We start from the raw sequence: 22,758 nt of genomic DNA on the forward strand, positions 1-22,758 counted from the left end.
TGGCTTTCTCACACCATGTGAGCACTTTTCACGCTCGAAGCCGGAGTAAAATATATGGACAGGCGGGAGTGTTTCGAACGGCTCGATTCGAAGGCGGGCGATCCCGAGAGTCTCTTCGAGCATTTCGAACGCCGCGAGTCCGATCGATACAACTACCTGGCGCTATCGAACGCCAGACACGGTATCGAACGCGGAACGGTAGTGATCGAGGAGCCGTCGGTGATCGTCCGTGGCTATCCGAAGATTCCCCGTATTCTACGGCTCGAGACGGGTATCGGGTCGTTTTTCGACGGGAAAATCGCAATCGAGGAGAAACTCGACGGCGTCAACGTCAGAATCGCCGCCGTCGAAGCGCCAATGGCGTTCACACGAAGTGGCTATCACTGTCCGTATACCACCGCCAGGGCCAGCGAGTTGCTAGAGCTGGGGGCATTTTTCGATCGCCATCCGGATAAGCTGCTCTGTGCCGAACTCGTTGGGCCGGAGACGCCCTACACCACACACGACTATCCAGACATCGACTCCCACACATTCTGTGTCTTTGATGTGTGCGACCGAGAGAGCGGTGTCTCTCTTGGGGTGTCCGAACGACGGGCGCTCTGTGAGGAGTTCGGCTTCGATCAGCCCAGGCTATTCGAGACGGTCGATACAGAAACCGCACCGAGCGTCGTTCGATCGATCATTCAGGAACTCGATGCCACCAACCGGGAGGGTGTCGTGCTGAAATCCCTTGATGGGTCGGTGATGGCAAAGTACACGACACGATCGCAACACCACAACGAGCTGGCGTACGGGTTTTCGTTGCCGTTCGATCGCGGTCGGGATTTCGTCTTCTCACGTATCGTGCGTGAGGCGTTTCAGGCCGCTGAATTCGAGGATGATGACGAAGCGCTGCGTGAACGCGCCCGAACGATGGGAGAATCGATTCTTCTTCCCATAGTCGAGACGATTCGCGACGTCGAGAACGGTGAGCCAATCGGTGAACGATTCGTCGTCCGGGGGACGCCGGCACAGATTGACGCGTTATTCGACCATTTGACGGACCAATCGCTTCGACTGGTGGTGCTCGAGGACGACACCGAAAGCGGCGAGCGCGTCGTCAAGTTCGTCAAAACAGCCGAATCCACCCGTGATCAGATCGAGTATTATTTAGAAGAAGGTATCAATCGTGAATGAGAGGGTCGGTGAATTTACAGTGAACAATGAAAATGAGTTCATATGCGACTACCAGGTTTTCTCAGTGGTCGACTCACCAACGAATGGGTGTCAGCGATCGGGCTGGGCGTTCTCGTGGTTGTGGTGTATGTTGTCGCCGGGCTGTTGTTCGGTGGCTGGAGCATCACCGAATTTATCAACCATCTATCTGTTGAAACGGTCGGCTGGCTGCTGGTACTGACTGTCAGCACCATCGCTGTGGTTGCGATCCCGATCATCGCCTATCGTCAGTTCAACCTCGTGATTCCGTTGGTGGTGTTCGGCCTTGTAGTGCTGTTCTGGCTCGGCATTGCCGTCGGAAATGGACTGTTGATGGTCGAGACGATCTTCGGACTCGGGCTGTACGCCATCGGGCTCGGGCCGGTCTATTTGCTCGTGTATCTGGGTGGTGGATCCGTCGAATTTCTCGTTCGAACAAGGTGGTGAGAGCGCTCACTCCAACAATCCTTTAATGTAGCCGATGGCGAACAGCCGACCCATATCCGTATATCCCGTCATAGTCGCATCACGATCTTCTTCATCGAGCATCTTCGGGACGTGATCCGGGCGAATTGGACCATCGAAGCCAATCGATCGATAGGCCTCAATAGCAGCCTTCATATCAGTGGGACCGGCGTCGTGCCACGTTTCGACGAACGAATCGGCCGTACCGTCCACATCGCGGAAATGAACGAAATGAATGCGATCGCCAAACGAGCGTATCACGTCGGGGACGGTCGCCCCCATTGCGGCAAAGTTGCCCTGACAGAACGTGATCCCGTGGCGGTCGCTGTCCGAAAGCGAAAGGATCCGTTCGTAGTTCTCGACGGAGGTGGCCAACCGGGGAACGCCGCGGACAGGTGAAAGTGGCGGATCATCCGGATGCAAGGCCAGATTGACGCCCGCAGATTCGGCGACTGGAACGACCGCATCCAAAAAATACTCGAGATTCTCCCAGAGCTCGGCTTCGGTGATGCCGGCACGGGGATGGTCTGGACCCAGTTCTCCGAGCTGATGGTCGTAGCCCACCGTTCGGGACCCACCGCGTGTAGGGATCGAATCCGAGGTCCGTACCACCCCAACGGGATTTTCCGTCCACACCCAGCAGTACGTCTCGATACCGAGGCGGCCCATATTCTGCAGCAAGCGTTGGACCCGTTCTATCTCCGCATCCCGGCCATCGAGCCCGAGCACTGTTTTCGTCATCGGCGGTCGATCCTCGACGACATCGAGTGAGAGTCCGTGGTCGTCGAACCGAGCAACCGTCCGCTGAAGAGAATCGAACGTCCACCAGGATGATTCACCCCAGAACCGCACGACAGCAGTGGAAATACCGAGCTGTTTTGCGAGTGTCCATCGACGATCTGGTCGAGAGGGAAGCAGCATAGTAGGCTCCATACGTAGTACAGTTGCCAATCACACATAAATATTCAGTCACCAAACTGGTATGTTTTCAGAGCACTGTACACGCAGCGAGCAGGCTTGTGCTGGTGAGCAAACTCGTGTCCCATGCGGATGCAAAGGGCACGCAACGGACTCTGAGACGGCTCACAGATCCGAAAGCAGTCGCTCTCGATACTGATGAACGACGGTGTAGAGCAAAATCGCCGCCAGTAGTACGATCCCGTTCACCGTCTGGATGACCGTTGGATCGATGTTCAGCATTACGAGACCGGCGCTGATTGTTCCCAGCAACAAGACACCACCAAGTGTGTTGATCACGTTCCCACGGCCGCCAAACAGACTAATTCCACCGATAACCGCCGCAGTAAACGCTGGAAACAGCTGTGACGTTCCGGTCGTTGGGGTTGCACCGCCATTGAATCCGGTGAGCAACAACCCACCAGTCGCTGCAAGGACGCCAGAAATGACGTACACAGCGATGATGACGCGGTCCGTATCGATGCCAGCCTCAGCGGCTGAGGCTTCGTTACCACCGACTGCGTACACCGCACGCCCAAATCGCGTCCGAGACAATACAAACCAGAGGCCAACAAACAATCCACACATGATGAAGATGGCAACCGGAATTGGGTTGATTACTGGAATCGAAATGACCGCCTCACCCGGCCACAGATAGCTCACTGGGAGCCCATACACCGACTGCGATGAGAGAACGAGAATGCCGCCCTCAAAAATGATGAGCGTAGAGAGCGTCTGCAGAAATGGATTGACACCCATCTTGGCTATCAAGACACCGTTTAACAGCCCGATCGCTCCCCCAACACACAATAAGACGAGAATGCCAATCACTCCAGGTGCTCCTGGAGCCCACTCCGTGAGAAATAACGCGCCAGCCATCGCCGAGAATCCGGCAACTGAGCCGACCGATAAATCAAAATTGCCACTTATCAGACAGATACTTTCGGCAAGGGTGATTGCCCCCAGCCCAGCGCTAGTGTAGAGCAAAAATCGAATATTGCGGTACTGCGTGAAAATCTCTGGCAATAATGCTGAGAAAAATAAGAATGCCACCAACAGAATGGGCCAGATAAGGTTATCCAGGGTGAACAACACCAGCTTCGTTCGGTTCGAATCTCGGAGCGTTCGAAGCGGGGCAAGGATTGGTGATTGATTGGTCATAATCAACGTCGTTCAGTTGTTGTTTTCATATACGCGTGCCACATTTCCGTAGAGATACGACGCATCGGCGTTATCCTGTGTTATCGTGGCGTGGTTACACTGCAACCACGGCCACCAGGACGTCCCATCAGATTCGTAGGTCCGCATCTCGGCTGGGCCCCAGAACTGCTTGCTCCACGGCTGGATATCGAACACCGTCTTATTCTCAATCGCAAGATTATCGCCGGGAGTGACCGTGCTGTCCACTTCTGGGAGTGCGTTTTGGCCTGAATCGAGATAGGCCCACAACAGCTCCAGGGTCAGTGGTGCATACATGTGGAGTGGCTGATCGATGGCGAAATCGTAGTACCCCTTTCCAATCTCCTGGTTGAGTTCTGGGCCACCATCGATTCCAAACGCCATCACGTGGTCGTCGTGGTCCGTTTTGTGGTATGCGCCAAACTGCTTCAGTGCTGTCAGAGCACCCATTCCACTTCCCACGTTGTTTGAGTAAATCGCGTCAACGTCTGGGTTTGCCTGGAGTGCGCTCTGTGTCTTTGGCGCGGAGGCTTCTGCAGTCCCATCACTCTCGATCCGACCGACGATCTCGACGCTATCGGGGACGTTTTCGGTGAATCCACGCAGTCGCTGTTGGCTCGTCGTCGACTCGAAATTGAAAACGCTCGTTATCACCGTTGCACTCTCCATTCCCCGCTTTTCCATCAACTCGGTGAATCGTTCGGCTGCAACCTTCCCACCACGGTACTGACCGAACATTGCACCCAAAAGCACGTCTGTCGATAGCGTCGCCGTATCGAAGTTCATCACTGGCACGTCCGCCTCAGTCGCAGCCTCAACGATCTGTGTCGAAGCCTTCGCATCGAATGGGTTCAGTAGCAAGCCATCGATACCCTGATTGATCAGGTTTATCGCGTCTTGATTTTGCTTTGTTGCATCAAGCTGGCCATCGAGAACGGTCACCGTCACGTCGGACATATCCTGAGTGTACCACTTTGCAGCTTGTCCCTGGACGAACAGTCCGGCCTGTCCCATTCCCTTCATTGAGACCCCGAAATGCTGTGTGCTATCGGACGATGTTGTTCCACCTCCATTGGTATCACTTCGGAGACATCCCGCAATACCAATTGCGAGGCCTGACGCCGCTGTTGTCAAAAACCCGCGACGGCCAGTGGTATTTACGCGTTCGATGCTATCACGAGTCATGCCAGTCATCCCCCTATCAGGGGCGTCTTTGCTTGACATACACTTCCAATATTTTGTTAGATAATAAAAGTACTGGAGTCAGTGAGAATCGCCACCCACGAAAATTCATCCAGAGGATAAGAATGGGTAACTCCAGAAGACCACCCACTCCCATCGTGTGAGAGCCGACTCAATCGGACGTAGAGTGCTGTGTGGCTGACGATTGCCCATCAGCTCCATTATTTGCAGGGCCACCGAGGGGTTTGCCCGACACCATCATCGACACAATATCGTCCCGTGAAACCGCTGCGGTCTCGAGTGTATCGACAGTGCGGCCCTGAAAGAGAACGGTTATCCGATCGGTCATCGACCGCACCTCTTCGAGATTGTGATCGATGATGATAACCGAGTGACCAGACGCCTTGAGTTGCTGGACCAACTGCTCAACGCGCTCAACGGCGGCTTTCGACAGCGCAGACGTGGGTTCATCGAGCAACACGATGTCCGGATCGGTAACGAGTGCTCGACCGATGGCGATCGCCTGTCGTTCACCGCCGGAGAGATACTCGACTGGAGTGTCGGGGTCCAGTTCGATGTCCAGCCGTTCGCGAAGGATTCGTTCTGCCCGCTCGGCCATCGTCCGTTCGTCGATGACTGGCAACACACCACCGAGCTTTCGAACCGGTTTCCGACCGAGAAAGAGATTCTCTGCGACCGATAGCTCATCAACGAGCGCGAGATCCTGATAAACTGTGCCAACACCCAGCGTCCGGGCGTGTTTCGGTCCATCGATCGTCACTGCTTCACCATCAAAACGAATCTCGCCCGCGTCCGGTTGGTGAATGCCAACGAGTGTTTTGATGAGCGTCGATTTTCCCGCTCCATTGTCACCGACGAGTCCGAGCACCTCACCCTCATTGAGCGTCAGCGAGACATCCGACAGCGCCTCGACAGTGCCGAATCGTTTCTGAACTCCCGCTACCTCGATACGTGGTTTCGTTTCTGTTACAGTCATTGGATAGACGTCACCAACTATCGTCCACTATTAGGTCATTGCATTTATTATAAATACATTATGGTGTTGCGTGCTGACAGCAGACACACAGCGCGCGCTGGATCGACTATCTCGGACGAACAACCAGGCGTAGTTACTCGTTGATTACAGCGATCGAATCGCCTCGAAACACGCTCCGATGGGGTGATACCCGGGTTCAACGGCGATCCCAGAGCTCGTTGGCACCGGGTCGTTCTCCACAGTGACTTTCGTATACCAGTTCTGGTGGTTGGGATTGATCAACGTTGATTTTGCATACGACCAGAACCGTTTGTACCACTCCAGATACTCTGGATTCTCAGTACGTTCGTAGAGGGCTGTTGTAGCCCCGATCGCCTCGGCAACTTCCCAGGAATACTTATCCGTGACGACTGGCTCACAATTCAGATCCACCGAGTAGTACAACCCACCACGACGGTCATCCCATCCATGATCGACTGCGGCTTCGAACAGCTCGATCGCCCGATCGCATAGCCACGGTTCATCACTGTATCGTGAGAGAATCGCCAGCAGCTTCGCCCACTCGATCTGGTGGCCGGGTTGGAACCCCCACGGGCGGAAGGTGTTGTCCGGATCGTCACGGTTGTACTCGAAATCTGGCTCCCAGTCCTCGGTGTAATGCTCCCACACCATCCCATCAGTCTTCTCGGCCAACTCGATTGTCACGCCGGTAGCAACCGTGAGCGCCCGCTCAAGATATCGCCGTTCTCCTGTCGCCTCGTAGACGGCGATCAGTGCTTCACACATGTGCATATTCGCGTTTTGGCCACGGTAGGCACTCGGAGATGACCATTGAGAGTCGAATGCACTCCGATACAACCCATGGTTGGATTCCCAGAACCGCTGTTCGATCACCCGAGCAACTGACGGTAGCAAATCCATTGCAGTACGAATGGAGAGATCAGTCCCTCGAGCGAGCGCCAGCAGGCCGAATGCGTGGCCATAACACAGCCGACGGCTGTCACTGGGTTGGCGCTCGGTGGCGATCCAGTGAAATCCCTCGTGATCGTCGTCCCACAGTACCGATCGGAGAAACTCGAGACCGTGTTCGACTGGTGATCGAGACCAGTCTCGTGTGCCGTGACGGTGTGCAATGCTGTAGTTTCGGATGAATCGACACACTGCAACGAGGTGTTTCGATCGACTGTCGTAGATCGTTCCGGTCCGTTCGTCGAACTGGGCAACGTACCCACCATTCTCAACGTCGAGACAGTCCGGGTGGTAGAACTCGAGGATGGTGTCGAGATGCGAACGCAGAGAGTGTGGATCCTGCGGATCGATGTCAACGCTCATAGGCTGAACGCACGAACGTTCCGAGCCGGTTCTCAAAATTGTTGTGACTCAACCGAAAGCAGCCGTAACTAGAGATCGTGCCAGCGGTACTCTGGCTCCCATCCGAGCAGTTCGTTGGCTTTCTGACAGCTAATGAGACTTTCATGGCCTGTGCATTCGGTTTCGACCGTGGCGTCGGGATAGAACGTCTCGATCAGTTCGTCGGTTGGAACCGCCGCGGTTGTATCGTTTGCTGTGATCCAGAACGGTTCGTGCCCACCGAACGTCGCTTCGATTGCACACCGTGCAGCTGTGGCCGCATCGTCGATGTGCAGATACGAAAAGAGAACATCGCGTGTGGTTGCATCGGATGCAGTCGCGAGTCCTGCCATCGATCGATCGGCGTCAATGAACGCATCGTGGATTTCACTCGATGTTGCCACCCATGGATATCGGAGCGAGGCGATGGTAAGCGACCCTCGACGGCCGAATCCATCAGCGGTGACCTCCATGGCGTGTTTTGCAATGCCGTAGGAATCCCCAGGGCGTCGCGGGTGTCGTTCGTCGATCGGGAGATACGCAATCTGTGCTGGTCTCTGTTGATGTTCGCTTCCTATCGCATTGATGCTTGAGGCCAGACAGACCGATTCGATTCCAAGGGCCTCGCACGCTTCGAGAATGTGCACAGCAGAGAGGACGTTACTCTCATACGTCGTGTGGTCGGGATGAGAGTAGGGATCCGGAATCGTCCCCATGTGGATGACTGCGTCTACGTCGGCTTTCGCGAGGGCCCCATACGTATCACCGGCGTCAAGCAGATTCGCCGTGATGTAGCTATCTGCGCGTTGTTCCTGGCGGTTTCCACAGGAGATGTTCACCGTTTCATAGCCGTATTCCGAGAGGTGATCAACGATTGCCGATCCAATTTTGCCGTTCCCACCGGTGACTGCGACTGTCGAACGGTCCATATCCGGAGGTGTATGTGATGTCGTAAAAAGATATGGGATCCACTCACCAGCGAACGGATCTCCTCGTTTCGTTTTTTGGTTCTGTATTATCCGACGCGTTCGAATCGCCATTTCTGGTTGTCGCCTCCCCACCACTCCCACTGCATCCCCCGTGCACCGTTCGAGCGTGATGCGTCCGTGATATCGAGTGCGAGTGAGCTATTCACATTCTGCACCCGATAGATTCCATTCTCGATCTGCTGTGGGATCCACTGCTGACTTGCAGCTCCTTGCCACTCCCACTGAGTCGTCTCGGCTCCTGATTGTAGCGCGGCGTTTTCGATGTCGAGCGCCTTCGAGCTGTGGACGCTCTCGAACCAGTATCGATCCGTTGAGATCTCGTGTGCGATCCACCGCTGATGGTCGTATCCCAGATCCTCCCACTGCTGTACGACAGCACCATCACTCGTGTCGCCGTTCCGAACGTCGAGGACATTCCCACTATTGACGTTCTCAATGCGATAGACACCACCATCCTCAATCGCGGGGTGAAGAGTGTACACCGAACACGCCGTGAGAACCGCCCGTCCACCGGTTGCGCTAACGGTTGTGTCGGTGCTCGTCTCATCTGGAAACACGCGAGCTGACAGCCATTTCTCGCCGCCGTTGGCGATCGTCGTAATCGAACTCCGATCGACCAACATTCTGAGACGAATGGTCCCGTTCTCACCGGGGCGCAGGGAATGATTCGTCGAGGTCTGTGGCCGGTCGCCGAAAAAGACTCCAGCATCGGACCGGTCAAGCGTCAACAGCTGCTGGCGACAGTCGTAGGTGATCCGGATTTCCTGTCCGACGCCGTGGTCTACGCGTGTCGCGATCGTCACTGCATCCGCCGTGCCAGGATCGATCTCTGTGACGATTTCGTAGTACGGAACACCGATCGTCTGGTGATCGGCGAGTGGGTCATTCGTTGCCGTGACCGGTGCATTCTCGATCTCTACGAGAGAATGTTGGCGGCGGTTGAAAAACGACTCATCGAGAGTCTGTACCGGGACAACTCCGTTTTCAGTCATCGTTAGCCCGAGTCGGCGTGGATAGGACTGAACACCCTGCCAGCCACTCGGTGGCGTCTCTCTGGCGTACGCCCAGTTGTTCATCCATCCCACCAGCAATCGGTCATCCACTGCTGGCTCGTTGCTCCAGGACTGTGCAGCATAGAAATCCCACCCGAAATCTGCGGGCACCGTTTTCTCAGCGGTGAACGTCGAGCCATCGAACCAGCCAATGTGGTGCTCGACGTGATCAAATCCTGTCGAGACGGTTACCACCCACCGGTCCATCCCGGTGTTCGAGACGGGAAGTCGGTAACAATCCGGACACTCCCACGGAACGCCACTCGATTCATACGTGCTCAGATACGTCCAATCGCGGAAATCGTCTGAAGCGTAGAACTCGATGCCCGCCGGTCGGTCTGTGCCGTTCGCACTCACACGAGCGACAGCCAACCGCCAAGAGTCGTCGGGGGCGTACCAGAACGGGTTGGGGTCGCGCCAATCATCGTGGCCGTCGGAGAGAATGGGATTGTCTACGAACTTCCGTACGGTGTCACCACCATCGGTGCTGTACGCCAATCGCTGGTCTTCGATGCCCGTCGCGGTGTGGTGGCCCGTGTAGAGACACACGATCGATTCATGGCCGAACCCGGCAGTATTTTCCGTATCGACGACCGCACCGCCCGAAAACGCCTGAATAGTGTCCGTGTGTGGAATTTTGGTTCCGTGGTGGGTCCACGAAATGAGATCCCGGCTCGTCGCATGATCCCATCGACGAAAGTCTTCTCCAGCCCGGTAGAACAGATGATACGTTCCGTCGTGATAGACCAGGCCGTTTGGATCGTTCATCCATCCACGCTGTGGCGTAACGTGGTAGGCCGGTCGATACGGAGCAGCGCCGTTCGTTCCCGTAACTGGTTGGGCCAGCATTGCTGTCCCGAGAAGTCCACCACCGAGGACTGTCCGCAGCAATGGGGCATAACTCATCGATCGGAGCATCGTTCGCCGGCTATACGATCGTCCAGGTGCCCAGAGCGCTGAATGGGAACCGTCTGAATTGCGTTTGTCGTTCGTCATAGACTGATTTGGTTGCCAGTATGGCAACCAGTATCATGGCAAGTCCCCATTCCTATTAATTATTGGTGTTTTTTGAAATCGACGTTGGTGGGCCGGACGTCAATACTCGTGATAACCAATTTCATATCGGTGTGACTGGAACGCTGGTCGGATCGCAGCCACGGACGCTCGCTCGAGGAAGGCTGGTCCCCCTGACGGCGACCACACAGGAGGCCAGTTCGATTCCCAGACGGAGTGCGTCTCGATAGCTTCCTCCGTCGTCTCGTGCAGACAGAAATCCAGCGAGCAATGCATCGCCCCCGCCGGTTGTATCGACAACGTCCGTTTCAACTGCTGGGGCGTGTAAGCACTGAGTTTCAGTTGCCAGGATGGCACCATCCGTATCGAGTGAACCGACAACTACTTCGAAGTCACCATTCTCACGCAGGGCTTTCGCCGCAGAGAGACACTCAGAAACCGACTCGACCGGCCGATTGGTTGCCACTGAAAGTTCCGTTCGGTTCGGTTTGCAGATGTCGAACCCTTCTGTCAGTTCTCCAAGTGCTTGACCATCGACATCGATCACGGTGGACCACGACCCAGCTCTAGCAATCCGCGTTAGCGCAGACGGCTTGATCTTTTCCGGGAGGCTACCTGCGATCAGAACCATTTCAGGATCGTGGCGCTCGACGACGGCGACGACCGCATCCAGTTGTGAATCATCGCCAACAGGGCCGGTTTGATTGATCTTATACTCGGCTGTGCTCGTGAGTACTGTCGTATTCAGGCGCGTGGACCGTTCAGTCTCGACGAAATCGTGGGGGATAGAAGCGCGTTCGAGTGCCGCCTGAAGATAATCGCCATGAACGCCCCCAACCAGTCCAGTTGCAACCGTTGCCGTTCCGAGTGCATCGAGATACATCGATACGTTGATTCCTTTGCCGCCGGGATCGAGCCGAGTTGTGTCCGTCCGAGCGATCTCGTCGGGTCCCGGTAGCGTATCGATCCGAACCGTATAATCCACGGCGGGGTTCAGGGTTATCGTCGCGATCATGCCCGTAACCCATCGATTACCTCGACACCGGCACTCTCGAACGGTTCGCGGGCACCAGTCGCGAGTTCGCCATCCGTAATAAACACATCAAGATCGGAGATCTCTGCGAATCTGATGAAGCTTTGTTTGCCCAGCTTCGTGATATCAGCTGTGAGGACGACTTTCGTGGCGTTGTCGATCATGAGCCCTTTCAGCCGTGCTTCTTCTTCGTTCGGTGTCATCAGTCCGCTCGATGGGTCGATACCGTTCGTGCCGAGAAAGAGGACATCGAACGTTCTCTGCTCGACAAATCGCTCTGCCGTCGGTCCGACGAGTGCACGTGTGGGCTGGCGCATTGATCCACCGGTGAGCTGCACCGTATCGCAGGGAGATCCGAGTTCGAGCGCGAGCACTGGTGAATTCGTCACACCGATAAACGATCGATCCTCGGAGAGTGCGTGTGCAATCTGCATGGTCGTTGACCCAGCGTCGAACAGCACCACCTGTCCATCCTGGAGTTCTGTCAGTGCCGCCTGGGCAATGTGGCGTTTGCCCTCCAGGTTCTGCAGCTCCTTTTGTCCATGCGTTTGCTCGTTTCCGACAGCCGTGGCTGGAACGGCCCCACCGTGGGATCGTTCGATGAGATTTCGATTCGCCAGGTGGTCCAGATCGCGACGAATCGTCGCCGCAGAACAGTCCATTTCAGCCGCTAGATCGGTGACCGAACAGCCACCTCGGTCGGTGATCAACTCAACAATCAATCGCCGGCGTTTTGCAGGTACCATCGTAGACGTTACCTCCCAATTGGGACCCAGCGCCATAACAGTCCGTTATTGCAGTAGGCCGCGAATATTGCCATCTCGATGCCCAGCGCCAGTCGTGACGAACGATTGGGTGACTCTGGATCAGTCGTATACAACTGCTCAATTAGCCACAGACTGATTGCGCTACATCATCATTCCCGAGCCCACAGCACTCGCGTAGGTGTCGGCATACAATAGGATATCCTCATAGGAGGGTGCGTTGCCAGACCGAACGAACGACCCAGCGACGATGTTTCCGAGCGCGGTTAGTGCGCCCTCGTTCATGCCTTCCAGGAGCCCTAATCCAACGCCGACGTTGAAGTGATCACCCGCACTGGTCGTGAGAACGGGATCGTTCGTCTGGAGCGCCTCGACGCGTGCAACTGTCTCTGTTGTCGCGGTCGCAGCGCCACTGGCCCCGTGAGCAATGAACCGGTCTACCCCCAGGTGTTCTCTGGCGTGGGTTGCCACCGCAGCCAGTGACTCATGATCGACTCCAGTGGTGGCGAGCGTAGCGAACGCGATGGCCTCCCCTCGATTTCCACTGACAGTCACAGGAACAGTTTCGTTGAGTTTACAAAGCGGGTCGAGTCCGGCCGCCAGTCTTTGGGACGGAAAGTGACGGATATCGGCCGGGTCGAACAGTACGTGGGCTGGTGGTGACGAAAGGGTTGGCCACAGCTCCGTCGCTAGCCCCTCAATGATCGATGGGAGCCCGGGAATCATCGCCCAATAGCCAACACCAAGCAGATCAACTTCATCGAGGTGTTTCGCCAGCCGTTCGTGACCAAGGCGTCGTTGTAACGTGGCCCAGTCGAGGTTGTGGTGACCCGTCGTCTCGGTCAAGAGTAATTTTCCATCGTTGAATTCAACTGCAGCTGTCCGCCCAGGCGTGCCAAGCGTTACTTTCGGAAACGCAGCGAATTCGGATTCGAATTCGCTTGTGATCGGATCGCCGAAAAATCCGATCATCCTTGGATTACATCCCAGTTTTGCAAACGCCCTCGTGTGGTGTGCGACGAGCCCGCCCGTCCTGGTTCCTTTATCGACCCATTCAATCGTCACTGACGTTTCTTTCGCGGCCGATTCGCCAATTCGATCTGTGAGCGTCGACAGCTCACCGATCCGAACGTAGTCGTCTGGACCCTGTCGTTGTGCGACCATTTCTCGGACCGTATCGATCACGCCGTCGAATCCGAACGCAACAGTGTGCGAACCGGGGGAAGCAGGGAGTGAAGACAGGCAGGCTTCGACGGCCGCCTCCGTGTCGAAATCAACCGACCTGCTTGCGTTCATAACTTGCAATTTTGCCCCTTACTAAACAATGTTTCGAGAGTATCGAGATTCACAAATTTGGAGGCCATCTGTGTGGTAGTTCTGGCCCACTTGTAGATCAGGCAATTCTAAACTATGTTTAATACTGTCCATAGTATATCAAAATTAATCTATCATATTTATAAATAATATATGTGAGAATAATATCTGCTGAGAGTATAGTCTGGGTGGATCGAGATATACATGGAAATTGTGGCGCGATTGCAGAGCGTTGGGAGAGTACTCTAGAAATCAACGGTCCATTTATCTGGAGGATATCTCAAGGATGCCATCGATAGAGACTGTCGGCAAGTGTTTATTTTTGATTATTAGTTAAGTGATTTTAATGGAATCAATAGTCAAATTACAACAGACTGTCGATCCAATCACGAACAGTCCGGCCCGATGGGAAAAGACAACCAACCCTGAACAGGGAGAGAACCCACCGATTCTCAAAAGACCGCACAGCAGGGCATTACGCACGTACAGCTGTAATCACATTCGAGAGAGAATCGGCGTTTGCGAACAGCACCATAGGTGACAGCCAGCTACGCTTCAGGAAGGGATGAAAGCTGTTACTAATAGCACGAAGTTTCGCACTGCTCGAAAATGATATTGGTGGCCCACTCGCCTAGTGCGAATAAGCGTCTGCTATTATCGAACAAACTTCAGGGTTCTCGGACCGTGAATCGAGTATTGGCGTATTTCGTCTTGGATCACACAAAGAAACATCCAGGATGCTCCGATAACCAGTCAATTTATATCAGTACGGGAATCAACTCGAGACATGGAGGTACTACACAACGCGGTGTGGGTTTCGGATCTCGAGACAACCCTTTCGTTCTACGTCGATGCACTCGGTCTTGAGAAGAGATGGGAGTTCGTCGGTGATGATGGGACCACCAACGTGTTTGTGGGTGGTACTGGTGAGGCCGAGATCCAGTTCAAACACCGACCAGACAGGGTTCCCCCAGAGTCCGATGGCTACGACCACGTGGCAGTCGGGGTAGCGGACGTGGATGCCGAATTCGAGCGACTGGTGGACGAAACCGGCTGTGCAGTGCGTCTCGAACCGTCTCACTCCGATGGTGCGGATACGCGTGTTGCGTTCGTCGAAGATCCAGACGGCTACGGAGTCGAACTGGTGGAAGTGATGGACTGAGCAGGGCCGGAAAGTGAGTGCACGGATAGTCAGAACTTTATAAATGACACAAGATACATCTATATGGCCTGTATCATCCCATACGAAGACACAACCTACTGTCCCGCATGCGGTGAGCGCCTCCAAGAGCGGACGCGAGAGAACGATCCCATCCCGTACTGCCAAGACTGCGAATTGACACTTTGGCAAAATCCCACACCAGCCGCCTGTGCCACCGTCGTGGACGACGATCGCGTACTGCTCATCAAACGTGGACGCGGTGCAGATGTTGGCGAATGGGCACTGCCCGGTGGACACATCGAAATGGGGGAATCCGCACGCGCTGGAGCTGCCAGAGAACTAAACGAAGAGACGAATCTCGTCGTCAATACTAACGACTTAACACTCATCGGAGAAGGATTTCTGACCTTCGAAAATGGTGCGACGATGGTGACGTTCAACTACGCTGCCCCGGTCGCCGACGCACATGGCACCGTACAGGCTGGTGATGATGCGGCGGCCGCTCGGTTCTGGACCCGTGAAGAACTGATCGAGGAGACGCCACAGTTGCGAGCGTCGGGGATGGAACAGATTCTCGATGCAATCGAAACAATGTAACCGATTGGTTCCAGGGGGAGATCGCTCCGGACGCTACTATTGTATCATATGATACCCGAGACGAGAGAGCATTCTATAGTCTACGGACAGTTCTTATTATGCTATGGGGGAGAAGGGGAAGGTAGTGAGACATTCAAACGATTGAAAAAGCAGTATACAGTAATTCGACAATGTACTCATCCCAATTGTCTTACTCGTAATCTAACTACTTTCAATTTCAATTTCGATTGCACTATTGTAAAGAGTTGGCAGATAGGTATTGATGCCTTCGAACGTTCGTGTTCGTTAAATCGGGGCTATCGTACTACAATTTCACACAAGAAGTGGAGAGCTTTTAGGTGACTGTGTGGAGACTCTGGTTGGGAGTGTCTGGATATCGTTCGCGAACCACCACATTACGATTGTACAGTTGTAAAGGCAAGAACCCGAAAGAAAATTTTCAAAATGAGAATATTACTATTCCAGCGTTGGTCCGCCACCAGTTGTAGCGGCAAAATCAAACGCCAGAACCGCCATTTAAATTCGAATATGGAACCAGTATTATAAATAAAACCATGATTTCAAAGATAATCTGAAGATCTGGACATCACAGCCGACCCGAAGTCATTCACAGTATGAAAACAGCGCGATGGCTAGCGTGTGATTGATATCGAAAAAGCAGGGTAGTCCATCCGAGAGAGCCACACAACCACAATATTTACAATTACTTGCGGAAGTAAACTGAACGCGATGGCTGACAGAACGCGATTCATCAGACCGGACGCCACCGAAACAGTAGAACTCGATTGGGGAACGCTCAAGTGGCTTCACAAGCCCGAAACGACGGGGATCGACACGTTCAGTAGCGGCGTCGTCGTGCTTGAGCCCGGAAACGGACACGAGTGCCACACCCACCCCGAAAGCGACGAACTCCTGTATGTTCTCAGCGGAACCGGTGAACAGATGATCGGCGACGAAACACAAACCGTCGAACCGGGAATGATGGTCTCCATTCCAGCCGGTGTCGAACACTCGACGCTGAACACTGGCTGGGAGCCGCTCAGATTCATTGCCGTCTACGGACCAGCAGGTCCAGAATCAACAATTCAGGAGGCAGATAACGCCACTATCCATCCCCCAGGGACGTTCCCCGAAGACTAATCGATAGCAGAGGGGATGCGAAGAACTGATTCTATCGAAATATTGAAGTATTGTGGGTGAGCATTGCATTCCGATGAAGTACAAGCGTACGGAGTCACTGGAGCGACTGGAATCGACACTTGACGCCGGAGAGCCGATCATCGGGGCCGGAGCCGGAACGGGAATCTCTGCAAAATTTGCCGAACGGGGTGGTGTGGATCTCCTCATCATCTACAACTCGGGACGGTATCGAATGAGCGGTCGTGGATCGCTGGCAGGCATGCTTCCATACGGCGATGCAAACGAGATCGTGATGGAGATGGGCCACGAAGTGCTCCCGGTCGTCGAGAAAACGCCGGTGCTGGCAGGGGTCTGTGGAACAGATCCGTTCCGTGAGATGGCTGTCTTTCTCGAAGAGCTCCGGCGACGTGGATTTTCTGGCGTCCAGAATTTCCCTACCGTTGGACTGATCGACGAAGCGAGCGACTTTCGGAAAAATCTCGAAGAAACCGGAATGGGCTACGATCAGGAGGTCGAGATGATACGCGAGGCGAGCGATCAGGGGCTGTTAACCTGTCCGTACGTGTTCACCGAAACACAGGCCGAATCGATGGCAAACGCCGGTGCGGACCTGATCGTCTCACACATGGGGCTGACAACCTCCGGTGCCATCGGTGCAAAAACGGCACTCGATCTGGACGCGGCCGTCGAGCGCGTGCAGGCACACCGCGACGCCGTCGCCGCTGTGGACGAAGAGATCCACGTGATCTGTCACGGTGGCCCAATCGCCCAGCCTGATGATGCAGAATACGTCCTATCCAACACCGAGGGTGTCGTGGGATTCTTTGGTGCATCAAGCGTCGAGCGGTTGGCTACCGAATCAGCGATTGAATCACAGACGCGAGCGTTCAAAACGATCGACTACTGAACACAGCTCCGAGCAGCGAAGGCGGGGAAACGAGCGGTCGTGACAATCATGTCTGGCCGGTACGGAGCGAAATCATGGCCAAACAGGGAACAAATTATTTGTTCTTTCACCTAAACTACAGTGGTAGGTGTTCACCGTTGGCAACAGAAATGAATCCGATTCAGAACCGACTACGGTCGATCAAATCATCACTCGTCGATCGAAGGGAGTCAAGCGTCCTGGTTGGCCTGATCGCGTTGATCGCGCTCGGAATTGCCATGAATGCATCGTCGTTTCTGACGATCAGCAACGCGATCAGGGTGTTTCGTGGGGCAGCAATCGTCGCCATCATTGGTTACAGTATGTCGCTGTTGATGGTCACCGCAGAGTTCGACCTTTCGGTCGGCTCGCTTGTCGGAATCACTGGTGGGCTCGCGGCAGTTATGATATCTGGCGGATTCGATCCCGTCTTTACGATTGTTCTCGTGATCACACTGGCGATGATTTACGGCGTGACACAGGGACTACTGGTGACGAAGCTGGGTCTTCCGTCGTTGATCGTCACGATCGGGACGCTGACGCTCCTTCGCGGCGCTCACTTTCTCCTGCTAGGCGGACAGGCGGTAACGATTTCAACCGCAGAGGCCGGCCCCGTTATGAAAGCAATCGGTGGAACGTACACGCTTCCACTGCCGGTTGGGATCCCGTTTACGGACGTCACGCTGTTTTCGATCCCAGCGCTCACCTACGCCCTCCCCGGGGTTCACGACGAACCGCAGACGTTCACATCGTTTCCTGCACAGATACTCTGGGTGCTCGCACTTTTGGCCGTGCTTCATCACATCCTCTTTCGAACGCGGTTCGGACACCACGTCCGTGCGACGGGTGACAACATCAACGCCGCAGAAACGACGGGGTTGGATCCACACCGGATCAAGATCGCTTGCTTTGCAATCGTGGGTGGTGTTACCGCCTTTGCCGGACTCTCACAACTGGCATACGTCGGCAGCGTCTCGCCCGGAACCGGCACAGGAACTGAACTGATCGTGATTGCTGCGGTCGTCCTTGGAGGCACGAAGCTCACTGGGGGAGAGGGATCGATGACGGGCGTGTTGATGGGCGCGCTTGTACTGGGCTTTGCACAGAACATCCTCACGCTCGGAGGCTTCGGGCCGAAATTCTCTCGGCTCATCACGGGACTGTTCATCATCGCAGCAATTGGTCTCGATACGGTGTTCTCGGAGTTTTCGTTCCGGCTTATTCGAGAGTGGTACACCAGACCGCTCGCTCAGATTGCTCGTTCCCCACGGTCGTTTTTCAGCGATCAGGCACCGGAGAAGGGATCCACTGAAGCCATTGCATTCGTCGCAGTTTCGATCCTCGCGATTGGCGGAATCGTCGCGTCGCTTGCGTTGCTGGCATCGTTCCTTGCGCCACCGTTCGCCGACCGGTTCGTCCTGTTTATTGCCGAAGCAAATCTCTCTGGTGCCGTGATGGTGCTCCTAGAGGTGTATCTGGTGATCACACTCCTGGTATTGCTCGCGGTGTTCACCGTTCACCCCGTTGCCACCCACCGCCACAGCAGTTCAAATGGCGACAGTACGCTCGTCGCTGTCGGCTATGGGATGGCACCTGCGATATTTCTGTTCGCCCCGTTCACACTCTATGGGTTCGGGTTCCTCTCGATTCTCGTATACGGATCGCTCGTGGTTGTCGCTGTGCTCATGGCGGTCACCCTGTGGATATCCGTCCGGTCGTTACACGACCTTTCGCCTATTGACGGTGCCATAACCGTTGGGGCCACCTACGCCGTTTGGATCGTTGTTGCGGTCTACTTTGCGAGTAATCTCGTCTGAGTCGCTGGCAATTGGGCTGAAACCAGACCCCTGAAATTTTGTCTGACTGTTGTGGTCCTTCAATAGTAGTGAAAAGTAATCTGAAAGAAAAAGTTAAGTGATCAACTGTGTCGTGTATACGCATGGCAATCGATCGCCAAAAACTTCGAAGTGACGATACGTTTTCGATAGAGCTCGGGGTATCACGTCGACGGCTCATGAAACAGCTCGGTGCGATCGGGCTTGCCTCCTCGTTGGCCGGCTGTGGGAGCCTTCTCGAAGACAGAAGTGGGAGTTCGACCGACGACGGTGGTGCTGATTCAGACTCCAATGGAGAGGACAATCAGCCACAGGAGTTCAACTACTCGCGCATTCCCATGATTGAACCGCCATCTGCACCAATCGACAATCAGAACCCAGAGACGGGAATCACCCGACGCGCCGAATTCGTGATTCAGAACGTGGCGAATCCGTTTTTTACACCGCTGATCGCGGGATTTAACGATGCGCTGAACCAGTTCGGGTGGGATGGCGGTGTCACTGGTCCCTCTGGGGGCTCACAGAGTCAGAGCGAGCAGATCGAGATCATCAACACGATGATCGATGAGCTACAGAACGGTCAAGACGTGCTGGTAACGACGATACTCGACGGCCAGGCGTACATCGCACCAATCCAGAGGGCACTTGACAACGATATCGCGGTGATCAACGGCCACTCTTCACCCGCACAGGGCGAGTGGAACAACGAAAAGATGCGCGAAAATCTTACCTACCGCGACCGATCGGCAGTAATACCGCACGTGGGGATCAGGGATACGGAGGGTGGAATCGCAATGGCGGCCGAAGCGTACGACAGGATGCAAAGCGAGTTGGATGCCCAGGAGTACACTGTGTTGATCGGCAACGGATTGCCCGGGAATCCGGCGGTTACCCGCCGTGTCGATCCCGGGGCGCGGTCGTTTCTGGAGACGAAAGAGGACGTAACACTGATCGATGAAACGCTCGATGTGACCACGGACTTTGCCCAGGCACAGAGTCGTGTCGAAAGTCGGCTTGCCACAAATCAGGACATCAACGTCGTCATGGGTGCCGGATTCTGGACGGCTGTCGGTGCGTCACGGGCGGTCGAGGGGGGGAATATCGACCGAGAGCTCATCATCTGCGGGTTCGACCTCGTTGAGGCGGTCCTCGAAGCGATCAAAAACGGGAGTGTCGACTTTACGATGGGCCAGGATCCGTACGGACAGGGCTTTCTGAACGTGCCACTCGCGTGGATGTATCTCGAGCGTGGTGTCGAAATGAAACACTTAGAGTTCGGCGTCACGTTTGTTGATAAGCAAAACGTCGACTACGCAATCGAACGCAACACCTGGAGCGAGCTCCGTAACTGGCAACAGAACAACTTCTAATGGATGACAATGACCGACAGCACCACATCGCACACAGAAACTGACGGATCCGAACCGAACAATTCGGAGACAACCGACGAAGCGAACACGCAAACCGTCCTCAAAACCGACGGACTCTCGAAATCCTTCGGGGCGATCGACGCGGTCATCGACGTGGATCTCGAGATCAATCGCGGAGAAATCTTAGCGATCGCTGGTGACAACGGCGCTGGAAAGTCAACCTACGTGAAAATGCTCTCTGGCGTGCTCACGCCCACGGCGGGGCAGATTTACGTCAGATCGGACGACCGACTCGTCGAGCGCAGTTTCACGTCGTCGAAAGACGCCGAAAAGGCGGGGATCGCGACGGTGTATCAGGGCCAGCATCTCACGCCGACGAACGACGCCGCGACGAACATCTTTCTGGGTCACGAGCCAAGCAAGCCCGGCCTCAGGGGGTCGTTGTTGCGAGAAATCGACAAGGCACGGATGGTCGAAGAGAGCAATCAGTTGCTCGAGGAGATCGGCTTCGATTTCGATCCCGAATCACCCGTCGAAGAGCTTTCTGGTGGCCAACAACAGGCCGTGGCCGTGGCGCGCGCTTTGATCAGGGATCCGCCGACGATCATCCTAGACGAGCCCACCTCCGAGGTCTCTACCACGGGAACGGACAAGATCATCGATCTGGTCAGACGGATTCCCGAGGAGGGAAAGGCGGGCATTCTCATCTCTCATAAAATCGATATTGTCGTCGATATCGCTGATCGGATTGCTATCATGCGTGATGGAAAGCTGATTGACGTCCTCAAGAACACCAGTGATGTCGAGCGAATCGACATCGTTAGCCGGATGCACAAAGAACGAGAGCTGTGATCGAGCGTGTGAGTGTACCATGGTCTTACGTATTTGTGGGCATTGATTCGAGATATGCCTCAAGTTTCTGAACGACCGCACTGACGAACGCCTCGTCGTTGATCGCTGTGGCAACCTCGATCAGTTCGACAGCATCGTCCAGATTCGCTCGCAAGGAGTTATACAGGGCAGCGTCCGCATCGGGATCGTAGAACGGCTCACCCTCGACGGACAGCATCGAGATCCCTTCAGTGGGAATCACAACTGCTCTCGGTCCGGTGGCGTCGTTGAGCTTCCGTGCGATTCGTTGTCCGAGCACCTTGGACTCTTCAGGGGTCGTCCGCATCAGCGTTACCTGTGGGTTGTGTTCGTGCAGTGTTCTGTCGGCGAACGCATCGGGAACGTCGTCCATAGGGCCGAAGTTAACCATATCGAGCGCGCCAACCGAGACGACTTGCGGAATGCCACGATTACCGGCCCCAGTGAGTCGGTCGGGTCCAGCACTCAACACGCCACCGACGAATTCGTCAGCAAGCTCCGTGGTCGTAATATCGAGGACGGCGTCGATCACACCCTCCTCGATCAGCCGTTCCAACGCTTTTCCACCCGTTCCGGTCGCGTGAAAAACGATCGTTTCGTAGCCCGCTTTTTCGAGGCGTTCGCGTGCCTGCTGGACACAGGGAGTGGTTACACCGAACATCGTACAACCAATTGTTGGCCGTCCAGTTGCGGTCCGTTCGGCGTCGTTCATCACCATGCCAGCCATTGCAGAGGCGGCGTTCGAAATGACCGTTCGCGTCACCCGATTCAGCCCCTCGATGTCCGCAATTGGATAGAACATCGCCACGTCGTGGGCACCGACGTACGGCTCTGTGTCACCGGAGGCCATCGTTGAGACCATCAGCTTCGGGACGCCTACCGGCAGCGTACGCATTGCTGCGGTCGCAATCGAAGTGTTCCCCGAACCACCGAGTCCGAACACTCCTTTGAGAGAACCCGAATCGTACTGTCTGGAGACGATTGTGGCTGCCCCGCGTCCCATGGCGTCGATTGCCGCTCCTCGGTCACCTGTCTCTCGAAGCGCCGACAACGATTCGCCCGCCGCACTGGCTACCGCAGCAGCGCTCGTGTCGGGCTCAAGACCTGGATCATCCATGATCCCAACATCAACGATGTGTGTGGCAACGTTCTGTGATTCGAGGACCTCCCGCGCGTAGGCAATCTCCGGGGCTTTCGTATCGAGCGTGCCGACGATCGTTACCGTCATCGTCGGTACCCCGGATTAATTCGCACAGCAATCGAATCACGGTGTGGTCTGAGTGGGATTCGAACGCATGGTGTGCGTATGGCGAGTATTTGGCCTGCAGTCATAATGCGATAGTATTGATACGATGATCAATAATCAATA

20 protein-coding genes are annotated in these 22,758 nt (G+C 55.1%); 9 read left to right on the forward strand and 11 right to left on the reverse strand.

Features of this window, described 5'->3' with window-relative positions; translation table 11 throughout:
- The first annotated feature begins 54 nt into the window (after positions 1-54).
- Positions 55-1,176, forward strand: a complete 1,122-nt coding sequence (locus JXQ78_RS16620; protein ID WP_330632956.1) for an RNA ligase — start codon at positions 55-57, stop codon at positions 1,174-1,176.
- 42 nt (positions 1,177-1,218) lie between these two features.
- Complete coding sequence (locus tag JXQ78_RS16625) at positions 1,219-1,641, forward strand: hypothetical protein (RefSeq protein WP_330632957.1); 423 nt, start codon at positions 1,219-1,221, stop codon at positions 1,639-1,641.
- 6 nt (positions 1,642-1,647) lie between these two features.
- On the opposite strand, the gene JXQ78_RS16630 is transcribed toward JXQ78_RS16625, so the two are convergent.
- The 10 genes from JXQ78_RS16630 to JXQ78_RS16675 form a co-directional block, all read right to left on the reverse strand.
- On the reverse strand, positions 1,648-2,592 hold the full coding sequence (locus JXQ78_RS16630; protein ID WP_330632958.1) for a mannonate dehydratase: 945 nt from the start codon (positions 2,590-2,592) through the stop codon (positions 1,648-1,650).
- 150 nt (positions 2,593-2,742) lie between these two features.
- Entirely contained in the window at positions 2,743-3,777 is a 1,035-nt protein-coding gene (locus tag JXQ78_RS16635; protein ID WP_330632959.1) for an ABC transporter permease, read from the reverse strand.
- Positions 3,778-3,789: 12 nt separating this feature from the next.
- A complete protein-coding gene (locus JXQ78_RS16640) occupies positions 3,790-5,019 on the reverse strand; it encodes a sugar ABC transporter substrate-binding protein (protein WP_330632960.1) in 1,230 nt (409 codons plus the stop codon).
- Between the two features lie 130 nt (positions 5,020-5,149).
- A complete protein-coding gene (locus JXQ78_RS16645; RefSeq protein ID WP_330632961.1) occupies positions 5,150-5,974 on the reverse strand; it encodes an ATP-binding cassette domain-containing protein in 825 nt (274 codons plus the stop codon).
- A gap of 144 nt (positions 5,975-6,118) precedes the next feature.
- Complete coding sequence (locus JXQ78_RS16650; RefSeq protein ID WP_330632962.1) at positions 6,119-7,306, reverse strand: AGE family epimerase/isomerase; 1,188 nt, start codon at positions 7,304-7,306, stop codon at positions 6,119-6,121.
- A 68-nt stretch (positions 7,307-7,374) separates the two neighbouring features.
- Positions 7,375-8,253 carry an NAD-dependent epimerase/dehydratase family protein gene (locus JXQ78_RS16655; RefSeq protein WP_330632963.1) on the reverse strand — a complete coding sequence of 293 codons (879 nt, stop codon included), beginning with the start codon at positions 8,251-8,253 and terminating at the stop codon, positions 7,375-7,377.
- 86 nt (positions 8,254-8,339) lie between these two features.
- Positions 8,340-10,271, reverse strand: coding sequence for an RICIN domain-containing protein (locus JXQ78_RS16660; protein ID WP_330632964.1), 1,932 nt, complete (start codon positions 10,269-10,271; stop codon positions 8,340-8,342).
- Positions 10,272-10,482: 211 nt separating this feature from the next.
- Positions 10,483-11,394, reverse strand: a complete 912-nt coding sequence (locus tag JXQ78_RS16665) for a hexose kinase (protein WP_330632965.1) — start codon at positions 11,392-11,394, stop codon at positions 10,483-10,485.
- Positions 11,391-12,158, reverse strand: coding sequence for an HTH-type transcriptional regulator GlpR (gene glpR / locus JXQ78_RS16670; protein ID WP_330632966.1), 768 nt, complete (start codon positions 12,156-12,158; stop codon positions 11,391-11,393). Before glpR ends, JXQ78_RS16665 begins: the two co-directional genes overlap by 4 nt.
- 162 nt (positions 12,159-12,320) lie before the next feature.
- Positions 12,321-13,472: a PfkB family carbohydrate kinase gene (locus tag JXQ78_RS16675; protein WP_330632967.1), complete on the reverse strand. Its 1,152-nt coding sequence runs from the start codon at positions 13,470-13,472 to the stop codon at positions 12,321-12,323.
- Positions 13,473-14,277: 805 nt separating this feature from the next.
- Here JXQ78_RS16675 and JXQ78_RS16680 point away from each other — a divergent pair.
- The 7 genes from JXQ78_RS16680 to JXQ78_RS16710 all read left to right on the forward strand — a co-directional run bounded on the left by JXQ78_RS16680 (position 14,278) and on the right by JXQ78_RS16710 (position 21,371).
- On the forward strand, positions 14,278-14,652 hold the full coding sequence (locus JXQ78_RS16680; RefSeq protein ID WP_330632968.1) for a VOC family protein: 375 nt from the start codon (positions 14,278-14,280) through the stop codon (positions 14,650-14,652).
- Between the two features lie 63 nt (positions 14,653-14,715).
- Positions 14,716-15,249, forward strand: coding sequence for an NUDIX domain-containing protein (locus tag JXQ78_RS16685; protein ID WP_330632969.1), 534 nt, complete (start codon positions 14,716-14,718; stop codon positions 15,247-15,249).
- A gap of 729 nt (positions 15,250-15,978) precedes the next feature.
- Positions 15,979-16,389, forward strand: coding sequence for a cupin domain-containing protein (locus JXQ78_RS16690; RefSeq protein WP_330632970.1), 411 nt, complete (start codon positions 15,979-15,981; stop codon positions 16,387-16,389).
- Positions 16,390-16,462: 73 nt separating this feature from the next.
- Positions 16,463-17,296 carry a phosphoenolpyruvate hydrolase family protein gene (locus tag JXQ78_RS16695; protein ID WP_330632971.1) on the forward strand — a complete coding sequence of 278 codons (834 nt, stop codon included), beginning with the start codon at positions 16,463-16,465 and terminating at the stop codon, positions 17,294-17,296.
- A 149-nt stretch (positions 17,297-17,445) separates the two neighbouring features.
- Positions 17,446-19,131: an ABC transporter permease gene (locus tag JXQ78_RS16700; protein WP_330632972.1), complete on the forward strand. Its 1,686-nt coding sequence runs from the start codon at positions 17,446-17,448 to the stop codon at positions 19,129-19,131.
- A gap of 122 nt (positions 19,132-19,253) precedes the next feature.
- The gene (locus tag JXQ78_RS16705; protein WP_330632973.1) at positions 19,254-20,519 is read left to right on the forward strand and encodes a substrate-binding domain-containing protein; all 1,266 of its coding nucleotides are present in this window, start codon (positions 19,254-19,256) and stop codon (positions 20,517-20,519) included.
- 9 nt (positions 20,520-20,528) lie between these two features.
- Positions 20,529-21,371 (forward strand): ATP-binding cassette domain-containing protein, encoded by an 843-nt coding sequence (locus tag JXQ78_RS16710; protein WP_330632974.1) that lies wholly within the window; start codon positions 20,529-20,531, stop codon positions 21,369-21,371.
- A 25-nt stretch (positions 21,372-21,396) separates the two neighbouring features.
- On the opposite strand, the gene JXQ78_RS16715 is transcribed toward JXQ78_RS16710, so the two are convergent.
- Positions 21,397-22,617, reverse strand: a complete 1,221-nt coding sequence (locus tag JXQ78_RS16715; protein ID WP_330632975.1) for a Tm-1-like ATP-binding domain-containing protein — start codon at positions 22,615-22,617, stop codon at positions 21,397-21,399.
- Between the last annotated feature and the right edge of the window lie 141 nt (positions 22,618-22,758).

The organism is Halocatena halophila (assembly GCA_027563145.1).
GTDB classification, from domain to species: Archaea; Halobacteriota; Halobacteria; order Halobacteriales; family Haloarculaceae; genus Halocatena; species Halocatena halophila.

Coding starts and splice junctions, on each gene's coding strand:
- JXQ78_RS16665 (WP_330632965.1), bottom strand. CDS start 11,394: ATGATCGCGACGATAACCCTGAACCCCGCCGTGGATTATACGGTTCGG.
- JXQ78_RS16645 (WP_330632961.1), bottom strand. CDS start 5,974: ATGACTGTAACAGAAACGAAACCACGTATCGAGGTAGCGGGAGTTCAG.
- JXQ78_RS16640 (WP_330632960.1), bottom strand. CDS start 5,019: ATGTCAAGCAAAGACGCCCCTGATAGGGGGATGACTGGCATGACTCGT.
- JXQ78_RS16650 (WP_330632962.1), bottom strand. CDS start 7,306: ATGAGCGTTGACATCGATCCGCAGGATCCACACTCTCTGCGTTCGCAT.
- JXQ78_RS16690 (WP_330632970.1), top strand. CDS start 15,979: ATGGCTGACAGAACGCGATTCATCAGACCGGACGCCACCGAAACAGTA.
- JXQ78_RS16660 (WP_330632964.1), bottom strand. CDS start 10,271: ATGAGTTATGCCCCATTGCTGCGGACAGTCCTCGGTGGTGGACTTCTC.
- JXQ78_RS16700 (WP_330632972.1), top strand. CDS start 17,446: ATGAATCCGATTCAGAACCGACTACGGTCGATCAAATCATCACTCGTC.
- JXQ78_RS16680 (WP_330632968.1), top strand. CDS start 14,278: ATGGAGGTACTACACAACGCGGTGTGGGTTTCGGATCTCGAGACAACC.
- JXQ78_RS16715 (WP_330632975.1), bottom strand. CDS start 22,617: ATGACGGTAACGATCGTCGGCACGCTCGATACGAAAGCCCCGGAGATT.
- JXQ78_RS16630 (WP_330632958.1), bottom strand. CDS start 2,592: ATGGAGCCTACTATGCTGCTTCCCTCTCGACCAGATCGTCGATGGACA.
- JXQ78_RS16710 (WP_330632974.1), top strand. CDS start 20,529: ATGACCGACAGCACCACATCGCACACAGAAACTGACGGATCCGAACCG.
- JXQ78_RS16620 (WP_330632956.1), top strand. CDS start 55: ATGGACAGGCGGGAGTGTTTCGAACGGCTCGATTCGAAGGCGGGCGAT.
- JXQ78_RS16705 (WP_330632973.1), top strand. CDS start 19,254: ATGGCAATCGATCGCCAAAAACTTCGAAGTGACGATACGTTTTCGATA.
- JXQ78_RS16675 (WP_330632967.1), bottom strand. CDS start 13,472: ATGAACGCAAGCAGGTCGGTTGATTTCGACACGGAGGCGGCCGTCGAA.
- JXQ78_RS16685 (WP_330632969.1), top strand. CDS start 14,716: ATGGCCTGTATCATCCCATACGAAGACACAACCTACTGTCCCGCATGC.
- JXQ78_RS16695 (WP_330632971.1), top strand. CDS start 16,463: ATGAAGTACAAGCGTACGGAGTCACTGGAGCGACTGGAATCGACACTT.
- glpR (WP_330632966.1), bottom strand. CDS start 12,158: ATGGTACCTGCAAAACGCCGGCGATTGATTGTTGAGTTGATCACCGAC.
- JXQ78_RS16625 (WP_330632957.1), top strand. CDS start 1,219: ATGCGACTACCAGGTTTTCTCAGTGGTCGACTCACCAACGAATGGGTG.
- JXQ78_RS16655 (WP_330632963.1), bottom strand. CDS start 8,253: ATGGACCGTTCGACAGTCGCAGTCACCGGTGGGAACGGCAAAATTGGA.
- JXQ78_RS16635 (WP_330632959.1), bottom strand. CDS start 3,777: ATGACCAATCAATCACCAATCCTTGCCCCGCTTCGAACGCTCCGAGAT.